The organism is Pantoea sp. X-Soil-MYKO-1785, from assembly GCF_059730675.1.
In genome coordinates this window covers 1,715,140-1,731,624 of record NZ_AP036000.1, presented here as the reverse complement: position 1 = coordinate 1,731,624, position 16,485 = coordinate 1,715,140, and the positions used below count along the sequence as shown (strand labels likewise).

11 protein-coding genes are annotated in these 16,485 nt (G+C 60.9%); 2 read left to right on the top strand and 9 right to left on the bottom strand.

Annotated elements, in window-relative coordinates:
* Positions 1-16: 16 nt before the first annotated feature.
* Genes AC6I8D_RS08015 through AC6I8D_RS08000 form a run of 4 tightly spaced genes read right to left on the bottom strand, consistent with a single transcriptional unit; the run spans position 17 to position 4,004 of the window.
* Positions 17-1,549, bottom strand: a complete 1,533-nt coding sequence (locus AC6I8D_RS08015) for a sugar ABC transporter ATP-binding protein (RefSeq protein WP_089561234.1) — start codon at positions 1,547-1,549, stop codon at positions 17-19.
* Positions 1,550-1,559: 10 nt separating this feature from the next.
* The gene (locus tag AC6I8D_RS08010) at positions 1,560-2,171 is read right to left on the bottom strand and encodes a DUF2291 family protein (protein ID WP_497819916.1); all 612 of its coding nucleotides are present in this window, start codon (positions 2,169-2,171) and stop codon (positions 1,560-1,562) included.
* Between the two features lie 44 nt (positions 2,172-2,215).
* Positions 2,216-3,151, bottom strand: a complete 936-nt coding sequence (locus AC6I8D_RS08005; protein ID WP_312057059.1) for a D-ribose ABC transporter substrate-binding protein — start codon at positions 3,149-3,151, stop codon at positions 2,216-2,218.
* A gap of 55 nt (positions 3,152-3,206) precedes the next feature.
* Entirely contained in the window at positions 3,207-4,004 is a 798-nt protein-coding gene (locus AC6I8D_RS08000; RefSeq protein ID WP_497819915.1) for a GolD/DthD family dehydrogenase, read from the bottom strand.
* Positions 4,005-4,354: 350 nt separating this feature from the next.
* On the opposite strand from AC6I8D_RS08000, the gene AC6I8D_RS07995 reads away from it, so the two are divergent.
* Together AC6I8D_RS07995 and AC6I8D_RS07990 are read left to right on the top strand one after the other, a co-directional pair.
* Positions 4,355-5,167 (top strand): DeoR/GlpR family DNA-binding transcription regulator, encoded by an 813-nt coding sequence (locus AC6I8D_RS07995; protein WP_312057054.1) that lies wholly within the window; start codon positions 4,355-4,357, stop codon positions 5,165-5,167.
* A 113-nt stretch (positions 5,168-5,280) separates the two neighbouring features.
* Positions 5,281-5,634, top strand: coding sequence for a DUF6404 family protein (locus AC6I8D_RS07990; protein ID WP_497819914.1), 354 nt, complete (start codon positions 5,281-5,283; stop codon positions 5,632-5,634).
* 1,667 nt (positions 5,635-7,301) lie between these two features.
* Here AC6I8D_RS07990 and cobA read toward each other — a convergent pair.
* From cobA to ntrB, 5 genes are read right to left on the bottom strand one after another with little or no spacing between them, the layout of a single operon-like run.
* Positions 7,302-8,120: a uroporphyrinogen-III C-methyltransferase gene (cobA, locus tag AC6I8D_RS07985; protein WP_497819913.1), complete on the bottom strand. Its 819-nt coding sequence runs from the start codon at positions 8,118-8,120 to the stop codon at positions 7,302-7,304.
* Positions 8,117-10,735 carry a nitrate reductase gene (locus AC6I8D_RS07980; RefSeq protein ID WP_497819912.1) on the bottom strand — a complete coding sequence of 873 codons (2,619 nt, stop codon included), beginning with the start codon at positions 10,733-10,735 and terminating at the stop codon, positions 8,117-8,119. The genes cobA and AC6I8D_RS07980 overlap by 4 nt, the downstream gene beginning before the upstream one ends.
* Positions 10,732-14,799 carry a nitrite reductase large subunit NirB gene (gene nirB, locus AC6I8D_RS07975; RefSeq protein ID WP_497819911.1) on the bottom strand — a complete coding sequence of 1,356 codons (4,068 nt, stop codon included), beginning with the start codon at positions 14,797-14,799 and terminating at the stop codon, positions 10,732-10,734. The genes AC6I8D_RS07980 and nirB overlap by 4 nt, the downstream gene beginning before the upstream one ends.
* Before the next feature lie 10 nt (positions 14,800-14,809).
* The gene (locus AC6I8D_RS07970; RefSeq protein ID WP_312057044.1) at positions 14,810-15,598 is read right to left on the bottom strand and encodes an ABC transporter ATP-binding protein; all 789 of its coding nucleotides are present in this window, start codon (positions 15,596-15,598) and stop codon (positions 14,810-14,812) included.
* 10 nt (positions 15,599-15,608) lie between these two features.
* Positions 15,609-16,481 carry a nitrate ABC transporter permease gene (gene ntrB / locus AC6I8D_RS07965; RefSeq protein ID WP_312057042.1) on the bottom strand — a complete coding sequence of 291 codons (873 nt, stop codon included), beginning with the start codon at positions 16,479-16,481 and terminating at the stop codon, positions 15,609-15,611.
* Positions 16,482-16,485 lie beyond the last annotated feature (4 nt).

The window sequence follows — 16,485 nt, the reverse complement described above, 5'->3', positions numbered from 1 at the left end:
GAGTTCTCCGGCCAGCTTAATCTTGCGGGGTGGATGCCGCGATCAGTTGCTCTCGCGTTGCCACAGCACGCGGTAGATCGGCGGTAATCCGGCCATCAGCCATCACTAAAATACGGTCCGCCAGTGCCATTACCTCATCCAGTTCCGATGAGGAGAACATCACCGCCAGCCCCTGTTGCGCCAGATTGCCAATCAGGTGATAAACGTCAGTTTTGGCACCGACGTCGATACCGCGCGTCGGTTCATCGAGTAACACCACCTGCGGACCGGTCATCAGCGCTTTACCCAGCACTACTTTTTGCTGATTGCCGCCGCTCAGCGAGGTGATAGGCAGTTCGGCGTCGCTGACCTTGATCGACAGATGCCCAATCATCTCATTGACCCGCTGATTCTCCTGGGCCGGACGGAGCAACCGCAGCGCGCGGCGAAAACCGCGCAGGCTGAGGTCGGAGAGGGTCATGTTGGCGGTAATCGACATCAACTCCACCACGCCTTCCCCCTTGCGATCTTCCGGCACCAGCGCAATGCCGCTTTTTAACCGCTGCTGGAAACTGCGTTTCGCCAGATCTTTCCCCGCCAGTTGCACCCGGCCCGACTGGCACGGCATCAGGCCAATCAGCCCCTTAAACAGCTCGGTTCGCCCGGCACCCAGCAGGCCATAAATGCCGATGACCTCCCCTTTACGCAACGTAAAACTGACGTCGTTCAGGGTGTAACCGCCGTTCTGGTGCAGGGCGGTAAGCCCCTCAACCTGTAACACCGTTTCGCCCTGCGGGGCGGCCTGATAATCAAACTGCTTCTTCTTATCCCCCACCATCTGAGCGATGATCCACGGCACGCTCGCCTCCCGCACTTCGCGTTCGCTGATGAACCGTCCATCGCGGAAAATGGTGATGTGATCGCCAATCTCCATCAGCTCTTCCAGCCGGTGCGAGATATAGATGATGGTGACGCCGCGCCGCTTAAGCTGGGCAATCACGTTAAACAGCACTTTCACTTCAGACTGACTCAGTGCGCTGGTCGGTTCATCCATGATCAATACCCGGGTATCTTTGGAGAGCGCGCGGGCAATCTCCACCAGTTGCTGATGGCCGATGCCCAACTCGCCGAGCGGTGCATAGGGGTCAACATCCAGCTCCAGTCGCTCAAGCAGCGTCTTCGCCAGCGCATACTGATACTTCTCGTTGATCACCCCGCGCTGGAAAAACTCGTTGGCGATAAAGATGTTGTCCATCACGTTCATGTTGGGAAACAGGTTCAGCTCCTGAAAAATAATGCTGATGCCCTGTTTTTCTGCCTGATGCGTAGAGCTAAGCGACACCACTTTGCCGTCCAGCAGAATCTCGCCCGACGAAGGGGTTTCCACCCCCGCCAGCATCTTCATCATGGTCGATTTACCGGCACCGTTTTCGCCAATCAGCACGTTGACCTTATTGCGATAGACCCGGTAATTAACCTGATCGAGCGCAGTTACGCCGGGGTAGAGACGTGACACGTTGCGGGTTTCGATGATCACATCGCTGCTCTGCTGCGGTTGAAGATCTTGCATCTGCCGCTCCTTATTGCCGGCTTATCGCCGCCGGGGTGATGTCCGGCAGCGTCTGCGGAATGTCCCAGCTGCTGAACACGCCGATGACCGTCACCTTATCGCCCACGGCTGGCTTGAATTTCTGCATCAGGCTGGATGCCTGCTGATTAATCGCTTTGCCGTAATCGCCAAACAGCACCTGATCGTTAAAGTCCTGATAGCTTGCGCCCTTATAGGCATCGCGCAGTGCGGTACCGCGAATGATCGGCCCGACCTGAATAGTGACAGTGTCACCTGATTCATCGCGAATTTTCATCTTGCCGCTGCGTGAAGTGGTATTCAGCGCAGTGATTTCGCCGCGCACCGCCACGCTAAACACGCACGGATTCTCCGCCTGGCTGCGGTAGCCATAGGATTGACAGCCGCTGTCGAAATCTTTAGCCGACTGCAGCGACTTGATTAAGCTCGCCAGCGGTTTCGCCTCCGCCGTCAGCTGCGGCACCAGTTTCTGCTGCCAGACCTGATCGATATTTGCCATCTGCGGATTGGGGGGATTTTTCAGCTCGGCCAGCTGTTGCTGTGACACTATTCGGCAGCCGCTCAGCAGCAGGACCACCAGCGTCAGCCAGACTCTTCCGGACATCTCATTCTCCCTGGCGCCCGCTCGGGCAGGCGCGCGGCGGTTAATTACGACTTGAAGTTAAAATCCTGCACGCCGTTGGCATTGTCCGGTGTAATCAGGATGCCGCGGAACATCACGCGCTGTTTTTCTGGCTTCGCGCCTTTCTGGATGTAATTGTCGAGATCGGTTACGCCCTGCGCCGCAATCGCCTGCGCCTGCAGCATCACCGTGGCTTTCAGGGAGCCTGCCTTCACCGCATCCCGCTCGTCATTGCTGCCATCAATACCCACTACGATCACATCATTGCGTCCGGCCGCTTTCAGCGCTGCAATTGCCCCCAGCGCCACCGGACCATTGCCGCAAATCACCCCTTTCACATCCGGATGCGCCTGCAGAATACTGTCCATGATCCGCTTGCCGTCGATCAGCGTCCCTTTGGCATCCTGACGCGCGACGCTCTGCATATCGCTGTACTGATCCAGCACCTGATGAAACGATTTGGAGCGCGTAACGCAGTTATTGTCGGCCAGGTTACAGGTCAGCTCGGCATACTTGCCCTTCTCGCCCATCTTCTCGACAAACACGTTGGCCACGTCAGACCCCGCCTGGAAGTTGTTGTGGGTAATCTGCGCCAGCGCCACATCGTCTACCGGGATTTCGCGGTTAATCAGCACCACCGGAATGCCGGCATCTTTGGCCTTTTTGATCGCCGCCACGCTGGCCGTTGAGTCGGCGTTATCCAGCACGATACCCTGCACTTTTTTGCCGATAGCCGCATCGATCAGTTCGCTCTGCTTCTTCACATCTTCGCCGTGCGACAGCACCGAGGTTTTGTAGCCCAGCGCCTGGGCTTTGAGGTTGGCGCCTTTGGCTTCAGAGGCGTAATAAGGATTATCAAGTGAGTTGACCAGAATCATAATGGTGCCTTTCTCGACGGCGAACGCCGCTTGCGAAACCAGACAGGCGGCCACAGCAGTGCACAACAGGGTACGGTTTTTCATGATGTTCTCTCTTATCGTTATCACTGGTTGGTGATTCCCGGGTGTCAGGGCAGCCTTACCAGATGGTAAATCCGCCATCGATCATTAAATCCGCGCCGGTAATCATGTCGCTGCCGTTGCTGGCAAAAAACAGCACCGCCGCGGCGATCTCATCGGTGTATGCAAAGCGGCCTAACGGAATCAGTTTTTTCATCAGCTCGCCCTTCTCACCGCGCCAGGCTTTTTCGCCCATCGGCGTCAGTACTACGGTGGGCGAAAGGGTATTGACGTTGATGCGGTGCGGCGCAAACTCTTTGGCCATCACTTTGGTCATGCCAAGCAGCCCGGCTTTGGCCGAGGTGTAAGCGACGTGGTTATCGATCGCAATCGAGGCCGCCTGCGAGGCAATATTGATAATTTTTCCGCCGTTACCGGCGGTGATCATCAGCCGCGCTGCCGCCTGCGAGCAGAGGAAAGGACCGGTAAGGTTGACGGCGATCTGCTTCTGCCACTCGGCAAAATCGGTATCAATCACCGGCTGTAACATCACATATCCGGCGCAGTTCACCAGGATATCAATGTGGCCGTAGTGGGAAATAACCTGATCAAACGCCTGGCTAACAGCGGCGGGATCGGTGACATCGCAACAGACAAACTGCACCCGATCGGCGGCAAACTCTGGCTGCAGGCTGGCAACCCTGTCCGCTTCGAACGGCGGATAAAGCAGCGCCAGACGCGCCCCCTTTTCCAGCAACATGCTATTGGTCGCCATCGCAATGCCGCCCAGGCCGCCGGTCACCACCGCGACTTTGTCAGCCAGATTCAGCGCGGTATCCACGCCATATCGCAGGTTTACGTCATATTCACCACTCATCCCACTTATCCCCTCAGTTTTTTGCCGTCGCCGTTGACGCAATCATTTTCGAACAAAAATATAAGCTATCGAAAAGAAATGATATGTGGGGCAGATCAAATTTCGACCATCTGCTGGTCAGCGATGATTATCTTATTGAAAAGACGTGATCTGGCTTGCAATGCGCAAATAAAAGTAGAAAGCATCAATCGTAAAAGCGGGTGTGATTCAATAACCTGCATCTTTTTAACTTTCGTTCGAAAATGAACATCTCTTGCGGCCATCTCGCATTCATAAAAATGGCGCGTTAAACTCTGCGACAGATCCTTCTTCGCCTGAATACCCTGCGATTGGAAAAGGGAGCATTTCGATTGAAAAGCAAAAGTGAGCAGTTAGCTGACATGCAGCAACGCCGCGAAAAGATTCTGGAGATGATCCGCGAGGATGGCACCGTCACGGTCAAAGCGCTGACGGAGACCTTTGGCCTGACTGAAGCAACCTTGCGCAGCGATCTGCGAATGCTGCAAAAACAGGGTTTTGTCCAGCGCTACCACGGGGGCGCGACCCTGATGACTGGCAAACAGAATACCGGCGCGATGCTGCTTGAGCGGCAAACCCATCTGGAAGAGAAAGAAGCCATTGGCCGGCTGGCGGCACAGCACATCGAAAATGGTGACACAGTGATTTTCGATTCCGGCACCACCACCACCGCCATCACCGACGCCATTACTCATATTCGCCGCTTATCGGTGGTCACTACGGCGGTGAATATCGCGCTGAAACTGGGTGGGGAACCCGGCATCAATATTCTGCTGACCGGCGGCACCTTCAAGTTCCCGACGCTATCGACCTCCGGTGAAAAGGCAGCCAGCTTTTTTGAAAACGTATTAGCTGAGAAACTGTTTCTGGCGACCGCCTGCATCTCACCTCGCCTCGGCCTGAGCTTTCCGAGCGAAACCGACATCAAGGTCAAGCTGGCGATGATTCGCTCAGCCAACACGGTGTATGTGGTGGCCGATTCCAGCAAGATTGATAAGGTGTCGATGTTTGCGCTGCCGTGCGACTGGAGCAATATCCACTATCTGATTACCGACAGCGGCATCACAACGGCGCAGGTCAACGCGTTCGAGGCGCTCGGCGTAAAAGTGCTGGTCGCTCCGCTGCCGCTAAAGCGGGCAATGTAACCGACTGTTCCGTCGCTGTTATGCCGGGCAGCAAAAGATCATCTGAACGACATGTTGTCGGGTCAGGCTGTGATTACGATGCGGAAAATAGCCACCCGAAAGGGGATTAACCAATGAAAGACGATATTTTTGAACGCAGGCGGGCACGGGCATTAGCGCTGATGGCGGATAAACAGATATGGGCCAGCAGCACGGCTCCACCGTTACATCGACTGCTGTGGAAAATGAACATTAACCTGCCACCGCCGCCTTTCAGTGACTTCTGGCTCAACCTGCTGGTATTTAGCTCAATGTATATTTTGTTGATACCGTTGCTGCTTTTCCTCCCTACATTTTCACTACCCACCTTAGACGCAGCGTCAATCGAAACCAATCTGCTGGCAGGGCTCTTTTTCGGCCTGGCCATGGCGGGATTCTACTCGTGGTGCAGATGGTTCCACCGCCTGCCTGAATGGCAGCAGTTATAAGGCCCTCAACCCCGCCCTTCCGCCCAATCCGCGCACCCCAGCCAGCCGGGCAGCAAGTGCCTGGCTATCAGCCCGCTCCCCCCAACATTAACGCCTCTCCGCCCTTCACCCGAAACGCGCACCCCAGCCAGCCGGGCAGTAAGTGCCTGCCCGAAAAGCAAGGTGTGTGAGCCACGGATGGCGAGCCCAGTCCGCAGGGACGCGGGATTCCGTTGCGATCGGGCCGGCACTTGCTGAACGTCGCACCTGACTATCAGCCCGCGCAGCAGCATTGTTGCTGTCAGCCACACCTGGCTATCAGCCTGCTTCCCCCAACATTAACGCCTCTCCGCCCTTCACCCGAAACGCGCACCCCAGCCAGCCGGGCAGCAAGTGCCTGCCCGAAGAGCAAGGTGAGCGAGCCACGGATGGCGAGCCCAGTCCGCAGGGACGCGGGATTCCCTTGCGATCGGGCCGGCCCTTGCTGACCGCTGCACCTGACTATCAGCCCGCGCAGCAGCATTGTTGCTGTCAGCCACACCTGGCTATCAGCCCGCTCCCCCAACATTAACGCCTCTCCGCCCTTCACCCGAAACGCGCACCCCAGCCAGCCGGGCAGTAAGTGCCTGCCCGAAAAGCAAGGTGTGTGAGCCACGGATGGCGAGCCCAGTCCGCAGGGACGCGGGATTCCGTTGCGATCGGGCCGGCACTTGCTGAACGTCGCACCTGACTATCAGCCCGCGCAGCAGCATTGTTGCTGTCAGCCACACCTGGCTATCAGCCTGCTTCCCCCAACATTAACGCCTCTCCGCCCTTCACCCGAAACGCGCACCCCAGCCAGCCGGGCAGCAAGTGCCTGCCCGAAGAGCAAGGTGAGCGAGCCACGGATGGCGAGCCCAGTCCGCAGGGACGCGGGATTCCCTTGCGATCGGGCCGGCCCTTGCTGACCGCTGCACCTGACTATCAGCCCGCGCAGCAGCATTGTTGCTGTCAGCCACACCTGGCTATCAGCCCGCTCCCCCAACATTAACGCCTTTCCGCCCTTCACCCGAACCGCGCACCCCAGCCAGCCGGGCAGCAAGTGCCTGCCCGAAGAGCAAGGTGTGCGAGCCACGGATGGCGAGCCCAGTCCGCATGGACGCGGGATTCCCTTGCGATCGGGCCGGCCCTTGCTGACCGCTGCACCTGACTATCAGCCCGCGCAGCAGCATTGTTGCTGTCAGCCACACCTGGCTATCAGCCCGCTCCCCCAACATTAACGCCTCTCCGCCCTTCACCCGAACCCCAGCCAGCCGGGCAGCAAATGCCTGCCCGAAAAGCAAGGTGTGCGAGCCACGGATGGCGAGCCCAGTCCGCAGGGACGCGGGATTCCCTTGCGATCGGGCCGGCCCTTGCTGACCGCTGCACCTGACTATCAGCCCGCGCAGCAGCATTGTTGCTGTCAGCCACACCTGGCTATCAGCCCGCTCCCCCCAACATTAACGCCTCTCCGCCCTTCCGCCCAATCCCCGCATCCCAGCCAGCCGGGCAGCAAGTGCCTGCCCGAAAAGCAAGGTGTGCGAGCCACGGATGGCGAGACCAGTCCGCAGAGATGCGGGATTCCCTTGCAGTCGGGCCGGCCTTTACTGACCGCTACACCGCTGCATCCCCGCAACACCGCAACTTTGCACCCGCACATACACTCCCTCTCAACACGCCGCAACGCGCGCCATCACCCCAACCTGGAAGTCAGCCCGGTAATAACGCACCACCTCACCGACCAGCAACAACGACGGCGAAACCGGCTTCTCCTGATCCACCGTCTGCGCCAGCCCGGCCAGCGTGGTAATCAACACCCGCTGATCCGGCCGGGTACCGTTCTCAATGATCGCCACCGGCGTCAACGCATCACGCCCGTAATCCTGCAACTGCCTGCTGATCGAAGCACTCCAGCTCAACCCCATATAAAACACCAGCGTCTGGTTATCCGCCGCCAGCGCGGCCGCATCCAGCTGCGGCTCCCCGCTGCGCCCGTGCCCGGTGATCAGCCGCAACGACTGCGCGCAATCACGGTGGGTCAACGGAATACCACTGGCCGCCGCGCAGCCCACCGCGGCGGTAATCCCCGGCACCACCTCACATCGAATTCCGGCCTGCTGCAGACTCACCATCTCCTCGCCGCCGCGACCAAAAATAAACGGATCGCCGCCTTTCAAACGGATCACCTGGCGGCCACTGCGTGCCAGATCCACCAGCAACTGATTGATCTGCGCCTGCTTCAGACCATGCTGCCCAGGCCGCTTACCCACATCAATGCACAACGCGCTCTCGGGCACTTCCGCCATCACCGCCTCGCTCACCAGCCGGTCATACACCACCACCTCGGCACGCTGCAGTAAACGCAACGCTTTCACCGTCAGCAACTCAACGTCGCCCGGCCCGGCACCCACTAACCACACCGCGCCCTGCGGCGGGACACTGCCCTGCGGCGACAGTAATTTATCCAGCGACTCAATTAACAGCGTCATGACACCTCCGTAACCGATTGGGAACGCAACAGCTGTTTCAGTTCCGGAATACAGGAACCACACTGCGTGCCGCATTTAAGCTTCTCACCCAGCGCCTGAGTCGTATCACACCCCTGCGCCACCGCCTGCAAAATGGCCTGCTCACCGACCGCCATGCAACTGCAGATAATCCGCCCCGCCGCCTGACCCTGTGCGGCCTGGCCTGCCAGCAGCCGATGCCGCCGAAACGCATCCGACGGCGCAGCCTGAAACGCGGCAGCGACGAAATTATGGTCGACTGCCGGCAAGCCAGCCCCGGCATACAATGCCAGCTGCAGCATGCCGTCTCGCCATGCCAGCACCCGGTAATCACTGCCGCTGCCGTCAGCGATCTGCAACTGGCATCCGCTAAGATCATAATGCGCTGCCAGCCACGCTTGCGGCGTATGCTCGCCAGCAACCACATAACGCTGCACCCCGGCATAGGGTGACCGCGCCCAGTAACGCAATCCCGCAGGTGACGCCAGCGTCGGCTGCCATAACCAGCCTTGCCAGCTCACCGGCAACGGCATAATCCGCACCGGCGTCTGCTTCAGCGCCGGCTGTCGCGAAAACGGACAGCCGCGCGCGGCGATCAACACATCGACATGGCTCTGCTGACTGAACTGCCGGTTCCAGTGCATCGGCACAAACAACTCCCCGCGTCGCAACCCGCGATCCAGCGTCACCCGCGCGCTGATCCAGCCAGACAGCGACTGCACACGGGCCAGCGCCCCCGCCGTCAGCCCATAGCGGGCCGCGTCGGCCGGATGAAGCGCCACAAACGGCTCGTCACAGTGCTGCATCAGCCGTGGCACCAGCCCGGTGCGGGTCATGGTATGCCACTGATCGCGCACCCGACCGGTATTCATCAGCAACGGATAAGCCGCCGCGCGGGGCGTCAGCGCGGGCGTCGCCGGTACCCACAGCCGGGCTTTGCCATCTGGATGATAGAACCGGCGATCGCTAAACAAGCGGGCGCAGCCAGCAGGATACTCAGCGTTGACCGGCCACTGAACCGGACGCAACGCATCCCAGTCCGCATCACTTAACTGCGCCAGCGCGCTGATATCAAACGCCCGCTGACCGCCGTTCTCAAAGCCCGACAGCGCCGCATGTTCACGGAAAATCGCCGCCGGATGCTGCCAGTTAAATCCGTCAAAGCCTAAACGCTGGGCCACCTGAGCCAGCAGCCACCAGTCGGGACGGGCATCGCCGGGCGCGGCGGCGAAGGCGCGCTGACGCGAAATCCGCCGTTCTGAATTGGTCACGGTGCCATTTTTCTCGCCCCAGCCGTGGGCCGGCAGCAGAATGTCAGCAAACGCGCTGGTATCGGTTTGCGCCATCACGTCCGACACAATCACCAGCGGACAGGCCGCCAGCGCCTGCGCCACCCGATTGCCCTCTGGCATTGAGACCGCCGGATTGGTGCCCATAATCCACACCGCTTTAACTTCGCCGGTGGCGATAGCCTGAAACAGCTCCACCGCCGTCAGGCCGGGCTGACGGGCGATAGTCGGGCTGCGCCAGAAACGCTGCACCCGATCGCAGTCAGCCGGATCAAACCCCATATGCGCCGCCAGCTGATTAGCCAGCCCGCCCACTTCACGTCCTCCCATCGCATTTGGCTGTCCGGTCAGGGAAAACGGACCGCAACCCGGCCGCCCGATCTTGCCGCTTACCAGATGCACATTGAGGATCGCCTGATTGTTATCACTGCCGGTGATCGACTGATTAATCCCCATGCACCACAGCGTCACTACCCGCCCGGTCTGGCTGAACAACCGGTAAAAGTCGGTCACCTGCTGCGGCGTCAGATCGCACTCGGCGGCGACGTGCGCCACCTGCCACGGCTCCGCCGCCGCCAGCGTTTCCGCCACGCCGCTCAGGTGCGGCAGCATGGTCTGATCGATGCCACCCTGCTTGTCCAGCCAGCGCAGCAGGCCGGAAAACAGCAGCGTATCGCTGCCAGGACGCAGCGGCAGATGCAGATCGGCCAGGTCGCAACTGGCGGTGCGTCGCGGATCGATCACCACCATCCGCATATCAGGTCGCTGCTGCTTCGCCTGCGCCAGCCGCTGCCAGATCACCGGATGTGCCCAGGCCGCGTTGGAACCGACCAGCACCACCAGATCGGCCTGATCCAGATCCTCATAACAACAGGGCACCGCATCCGCACCGAATGCACGCTTATAGCCGATCACCGCCGAGGCCATACAGAGCCGCGAGTTGGTATCGATATTGGCGCTGCCGATATAGCCCTTCATCAGCTTATTGGCGACGTAATAATCCTCAGTCAGCAACTGGCCGGAACCGTAAAACGCCACCGCCTGCGGGCCGTCACGCTCGATCACCGCGCGTAATCCCGCCGCCGCCGCATCCAGCGCCGCGTCAAGCGTCACCGGCTGGCCATTAACCTGCGCCTTCAGCAACCGTCCCTGTGGCGTCAGCGTCTCGCCTAACGCCGCTCCCTTGACGCACAACCGCCCGGCGTTGGCCGGATGCCGCGGATCGCCCGTCACCTGCGCCCGATGATTGTCCTGCGGCGTCACGCAGACGCCACAGCCGACGCCGCAATAGGGACAGGTGGTATTCATGATGCCTGCGCCAGTTGATTCGCCGGACGGTTAGCCAGCCAGATCTGCCCCGCTTCCAGCTTCACCGGCCAGCAGCGTAACGGGTGCTGCGGATTATCCAGATTCTGACCGTCCCGCAGCCGCACCCGCTGCTTGTAAAGTGGCGAAATCACCACCGGCTCGCCGCCAACATCACCGAGAATACCGCGCGACAACACGCTGGCTTCGCTGCCTGGCTCGCGATCTTCCAGCGCATAAAGCGTCTCGCCAAAGCGGAACAGCGCGATACGCTCACTGCCGAGCCGCGCCCCGATGCCGGCCTGCTGCGGCACCGCGTCAAGAACGCAGACCGCGTTCCATCGCTCGGCCGGCAGTTGCAGCAACGGGCGGGACGTGGCCGCGTCCGGCTGGCGCTGGCCACGCACCCGGCTGTAGTGCAGGCTCTCATCCGGCCGATCGCTATTGATCGTCGGAGTGAACAGCGCCAGGCGTGACGCATCGGCCAGCGTGGTCTGCCATTCGCACTGGTACGCCCCGACCACCTGCTGCATCTCCTGCTCCAGCGTTGCCGCCAGCCCGAGACTATCGTCAATCACCACCTGACGCAGATAGTCGAGACCACCTTCGAGGTTATCCAGCCAGACACTGGTGCGCTGCAGCCGGTCGGCGGTTCGGATATAAAACATCAGCAGACGATCGACATACCGCAGCAGCGTGGCGTCGTCGAGGTCGCTGGCGAACAGATCGGCGTGACGCGGCTTCATGCCGCCATTGCCGCAGACATAGAGGTTCCAGCCCTTGTCAGTGGCGATCACCCCGATATCTTTACTTTGCGCTTCGGCACATTCGCGGGTACAGCCGGAAACCGCCATCTTGATTTTGTGCGGGGCGCGCAGGCCCTTGTAGCGGTGCTCCAGCGCGATAGCGAAGGCGGTAGAGTCCTGCACGCCATAGCGGCACCAGGTTGATCCGACGCAGGACTTCACGGTGCGCAGCGATTTGCCGTAGGCGTGGCCGGTTTCGAAGCCCGCGTCCAGCAGCGTCTGCCAGATAGCTGGCAATTGATCGAGCCGTGCGCCGAACAGATCGATGCGCTGCCCGCCGGTAATTTTGGTATAGAGATCGTAGCGCGCCGCCACTTCGCCAATGGCAATCAGACCTTGCGGAGTGATCTCACCCGCCGGAACGCGCGGCACCACTGAATAGGTGCCATCTTTCTGGATATTGGCAAAGTAGCGATCGTTGGTATCCTGCAGCGGCAGATGCGCCGGTTGCAGCAGATAGTCGTTCCAGCAGGAGGCCAGCAGCGAGGCCACCAGCGGTTTACACACTTCACAGCCGTGGCCGTTGCCGTGCGCCGCCAGCAGATCGTCAAAGGTTTTGATCGCCTCCACCCGGATCAGGTGATACAGCTCCTGCCGCGACCAGGCGAAGTGCTCGCAGACATCCTTCTTCACCACCACGCCGAGGTTCGACAACTGGTATTCCATCACCTGTTTCACCAGCGCCGCACAGCCGCCGCAGCCGGTGGCCGCTTTGGTACAGCTTTTAATGCTGCTCATTTCGCTGCAGCCGCTTTTCACCGCTGCGCAGATATCGCCTTTGCTGACGTTATGACAGGAGCAGAGCTGGGCGCTGTCGGGTAGCGCAGCCACGCCCGGCGCTTTGGCCGGTGCGCCCGCCAGCAGCGGCAGGATCAGGCTCTCAGGCGCGGCCGGCAGCGGCAGCGCATTCAGCATCATCTGCAGCAGGGTGGCGTAATCGCTGCTGTCCCCCACCAGCACGCCGCCCAGCAACCGGCTGCCGTCGCCGGAGACCACGATTTTCTTGTAAATGCCTTTTGGACCGTCGGTCCAGTGATAACTCTGGCTGCCGACGGTGCGCCCCTGCGCATCACCAAACGACGCGACCTCGACGCCCAGCAGTTTGAGCTTTGTGCTCATATCCGCACCGCTGAACGCAGCGGGTTCTGCCGCCAGATGGCCCGCCAGCACCCGCGCCATCTGATAGCCTGGCGCCACCAGCCCAAAAATCTGACCGTTCCACAGCGCGCATTCGCCGACGGCGTAGATCGCTTCATCGCTGGTCTGACAGCGATCGTTAATCTCAATACCGCCGCGCGCACCGAGCGTCAGACCGGCCTCACGCGCCAGCTCATCACGTGGCCGGATGCCGGCGGAGAACAGCACCAGATCGCTGGGCAGGCTGCTGCCATCGGCAAAGTGCAGCAGTACGCTGCCGTCGGCCTGAGTCTCAATCTGCTGAGTCTGTTTTGAGGTGTGTACCGTCACACCGAGCGACTCGATCTTCTGACGCAGCATGGATGCGCCGCCCTCATCGAGCTGCATCGCCATCAGGCGCGGCGCGAACTCCACCACGTGGGTTTCCAGCCCGAGTTGCCGCAGCGCATTGGCCGCTTCCAGACCCAGCAGCCCGCCGCCAATCACCACGCCGCGCTGACTGTGACGGGCGCAGGCAGCAATCGCATCGAGATCGTCGAGCGTGCGGTAGACGAAGCAGCGTGCCGCATCATGGCCGGGAATCGGCGGCACAAAGGCGCGTGATCCGGTTGCCAGCACCAGCCGATCCCACGCCAGCTGGTTACCTGCGCTGTCAGTCAGGCTGCGCTGCGCCCGATCAATCGCCACCACCTGACAGCCCGTGCGCAGCTCAATGCCGTGCTGCACAAAAAAATCCTCTGCCACCAGTGAGAGATCGGCCGCCTGTTTGCCGTTGAAATAGTCCGACAGATGCACCCGGTCATAGGCTGGCTGAGACTCTTCGCCATACACCACAATCTGATAGTGCTGATGCAGTTCACGGGCGACCAGTTGCTCAAGAAAATAGTGACTGACCATGCCGTGACCGATCACGGCTAATAAAGGTTTGCTCATCAGAAGACTCTCTGCAGCCTGCGGCTGCGTTTCAGGTTGATCGGGATCGAACAGGGTGGCGAGAGTGGCGGGTTCAGCACGCTGCAGGCGGCCGAGCAGTGCGGCCCCCTGCTGGCTGTCACCAAACAGCAGCACGCCGTTGAGGCGTCCCTGTCGCAGAAAGAGACGACGATAGTCGCCGGAGAGCGGATCAAAACTGCTGACCGACGGCGCTTCACTGATATCCCCGGCGCTGAACAGTGAAATGCCGCTGACTTTCAGCCGCGTGCCGCCAGGCTGGGTGCGATAATCAGCCTGTGGCGAACCGGCCAGCTGCGCTGCCAGCACCTGCGCCTGCGCCAGACAGGGCGCTACCAGGCCAAAGGTTTCCCCTTCAATTTCACAGCACTCGCCGACGGCATAGACATCGGTCACCGCGCTGCGCAGCTGGCGATCGACCAGAATCCCACGCTGGCACGGCAGCCCCGCCGCCCGTGCCACGGCCACGGCCGGGTCCACGCCGATGGCGATCACCACCTGCCCGGCGGCGTAATCAGTGCCATCCGCCAGCGTGACGCCGGTTGCGGTGATCGCCTGCAGCCCACTGTTCAGCAAACAGCGGATGCCACGCCCGCGCAGCGCCGTCAGCAGCAGTTCGCCCGCTCTGGCATCCAGCTGGCGATCGAGCAGCCAGCCTTTATGGTGGATCAGCGTCACCTCGCGGCCCTGCGCCCGCAGTGCCGCCGCCGCCTCAATGCCGAGGAAACCGCCCCCCAGCACCGCCACCGGTCCCTGGCCCGCCAGCAGCCGTTCAACATCATTGATGCTGCGGAAACCGCTGACCTGCGGCCGATCGATGCCCGTGATGGCCGGCAGACGCGGCTGCGATCCGGTGGCGAAAACCAGCCGGTCCCAGCCCAGCTGACGCTGGTCGGTCAGCACCGTGCGGGCCGCCAGGTCGACCTGCCGCACCGTTTCACCTGCCAGCAGCGTCACGCCGTGCTGCTGATACCATGACGGTGGATGAATCAGGGTTTCGCTGAAGTGCATCTCGCCAGCCAGCACCGGTGATAACAGCACGCGGTTATAGTTGCCGTGCGGTTCGCGACCGATCACCGTGATGGCGTAGCGCTGCGGCGCGCGTTGCAGCAGGCTTTCGACCAGCTGCATCGCCGCCATTCCATTCCCAATCACCAGCAGCCGTTGCCTCATGATGCGATCCTCACGCCGCCGTGGTCTGTTTTTCATACAGAAAGTGCAGCACCCGCTGGCGTAGCTGGTGATAGCGCGGCTCGTCGGCCAGCGCCACGCGTGAGCGCGGACGCGGCAGATCGACCGGCAGGATCTCACCGACCCGCGCCGCCGGGCCGTTGGTCATCATCAGTACCCGATCTGACAACAACACCGCTTCATCGACGTCATGGGTGATCAGCACGATGGTGGTGTTCAGCTCCTGCTGAATGCGCATCACGCTGTCCTGCAGATGCGCGCGAGTCAGGGCGTCCAGCGCGCCAAATGGCTCATCCAGCAGCAGCACCCGCGGTTTCATCGCCAGCGCCCGCGCGATACCGACGCGCTGCTTCATGCCACCGGAAATCTCACCCGGCCGCTTGTGCATTGCATGGCTCATCTGCACGCGATTCAGGTTGTGCTCAATCCAGTCGCGCATTTCCGCTTTACTGAGCCGGCCTTTAAACACCTGCTGCACCGCCAGCTCAACGTTCTGAAACGCCGTCAGCCACGGCAGCAGCGAATGGTTCTGGAACACCACCGCCCGCTCTGGCCCCGGCCCGGCGATCTCGCGGTTATCGCACAGCAATACGCCGCTGCTGGGCCGGCTTAATCCGGCAATCAGGTTCAGCAGGGTTGATTTGCCGCAGCCGGAATGGCCGATCAGGCTCAGGGTTTCGCCCTGGTGAATATCAAAGCTGACGTTATCCAGCGCCAGAAACTCACCGCTGGCGGTATTGAAGCGCTGGCTGACCTGCTGGACGCGAATAATCTGTGACATGGTGAACTCCTTATTTATCCCAGCTAAAACGACGGACCAGCAGCATCAAGCCCTGCTCCAGCAACAGGCCGACGACGCCGATAATCAGGATGGCGATCAGAATGTTTTCCACGTTGAGGTTGTTCCACTCGTTCCAGATCCAGAAGCCGATACCCAGTCCGCCGGTCAGCATTTCGGCAGCGACAATCACCAGCCACGCAATGCCGATCGACAGACGAACCCCGGTCAGCACTGCGGGCAGCACCGCCGGCAGCAGGATGCGGCGCATCACCGTCCACTCAGAGAGCTGCAGCACCCGCGCCACATTGAGGTAATCCTGCGGAATGCGTTGTACCCCTTCGGCGGTGTTGATGATCATTGGCCAGATCGAGCAGATGAAAATGGTCCAGCTGGCGGCAGGCTCGGCACGCTGAAACAGCAGCAGACCAATCGGCAGCCACGCCAGCGGACTGACCGGACGCAGCAAGGCGATAATCGGATTGAACATCCGCGCCATAAACAGAAAGCGGCCGAGCAGAAAACCGGCCGGAATGCCGACCACGGCCGCCAGGCCGAAGCCAATAGCGACCCGCTGCAGCGACGCCAGCACGTTCCAGCCGATGCCCTGATCGTTGGGGCCGTTGCTATAGAACGGATCGGCAAACAGCACCTGTGCCGCCTGCCAGGTGGCATACGGCGTCGGAAAAGACGGCTCTGACAGCGCGGCAATTTGCCACACCAGCAGCAGCAACAGCATCCCGCCGGTGGCCGGAATTGCCCGCTGGATCAGCGGACGCAGGCGAGCCGGTCTGGCGGCGGCTTTCGGGGTAATCTGCAGCGGGATCACGGTAGCACTACTGTCGGTCTGTACCGGCTGCGCCAGGGCGCGTGCGTCAGTTTTCATGGCA

Excerpts from the sequence above, each read along its gene's own strand:
- AC6I8D_RS08015 (WP_089561234.1), bottom strand. The coding sequence starts at position 1,549 with ATGCAAGATCTTCAACCGCAGCAGAGCAGCGATGTGATCATCGAAACC.
- ntrB (WP_312057042.1), bottom strand. The coding sequence starts at position 16,481 with ATGAAAACTGACGCACGCGCCCTGGCGCAGCCGGTACAGACCGACAGT.
- cobA (WP_497819913.1), bottom strand. The coding sequence starts at position 8,120 with ATGACGCTGTTAATTGAGTCGCTGGATAAATTACTGTCGCCGCAGGGC.
- AC6I8D_RS07980 (WP_497819912.1), bottom strand. The coding sequence starts at position 10,735 with ATGAATACCACCTGTCCCTATTGCGGCGTCGGCTGTGGCGTCTGCGTG.
- AC6I8D_RS08000 (WP_497819915.1), bottom strand. The coding sequence starts at position 4,004 with ATGAGTGGTGAATATGACGTAAACCTGCGATATGGCGTGGATACCGCG.
- AC6I8D_RS08005 (WP_312057059.1), bottom strand. The coding sequence starts at position 3,151 with ATGAAAAACCGTACCCTGTTGTGCACTGCTGTGGCCGCCTGTCTGGTT.
- nirB (WP_497819911.1), bottom strand. The coding sequence starts at position 14,799 with ATGAGGCAACGGCTGCTGGTGATTGGGAATGGAATGGCGGCGATGCAG.
- AC6I8D_RS07990 (WP_497819914.1), top strand. The coding sequence starts at position 5,281 with ATGAAAGACGATATTTTTGAACGCAGGCGGGCACGGGCATTAGCGCTG.
- AC6I8D_RS07970 (WP_312057044.1), bottom strand. The coding sequence starts at position 15,598 with ATGTCACAGATTATTCGCGTCCAGCAGGTCAGCCAGCGCTTCAATACC.
- AC6I8D_RS08010 (WP_497819916.1), bottom strand. The coding sequence starts at position 2,171 with ATGTCCGGAAGAGTCTGGCTGACGCTGGTGGTCCTGCTGCTGAGCGGC.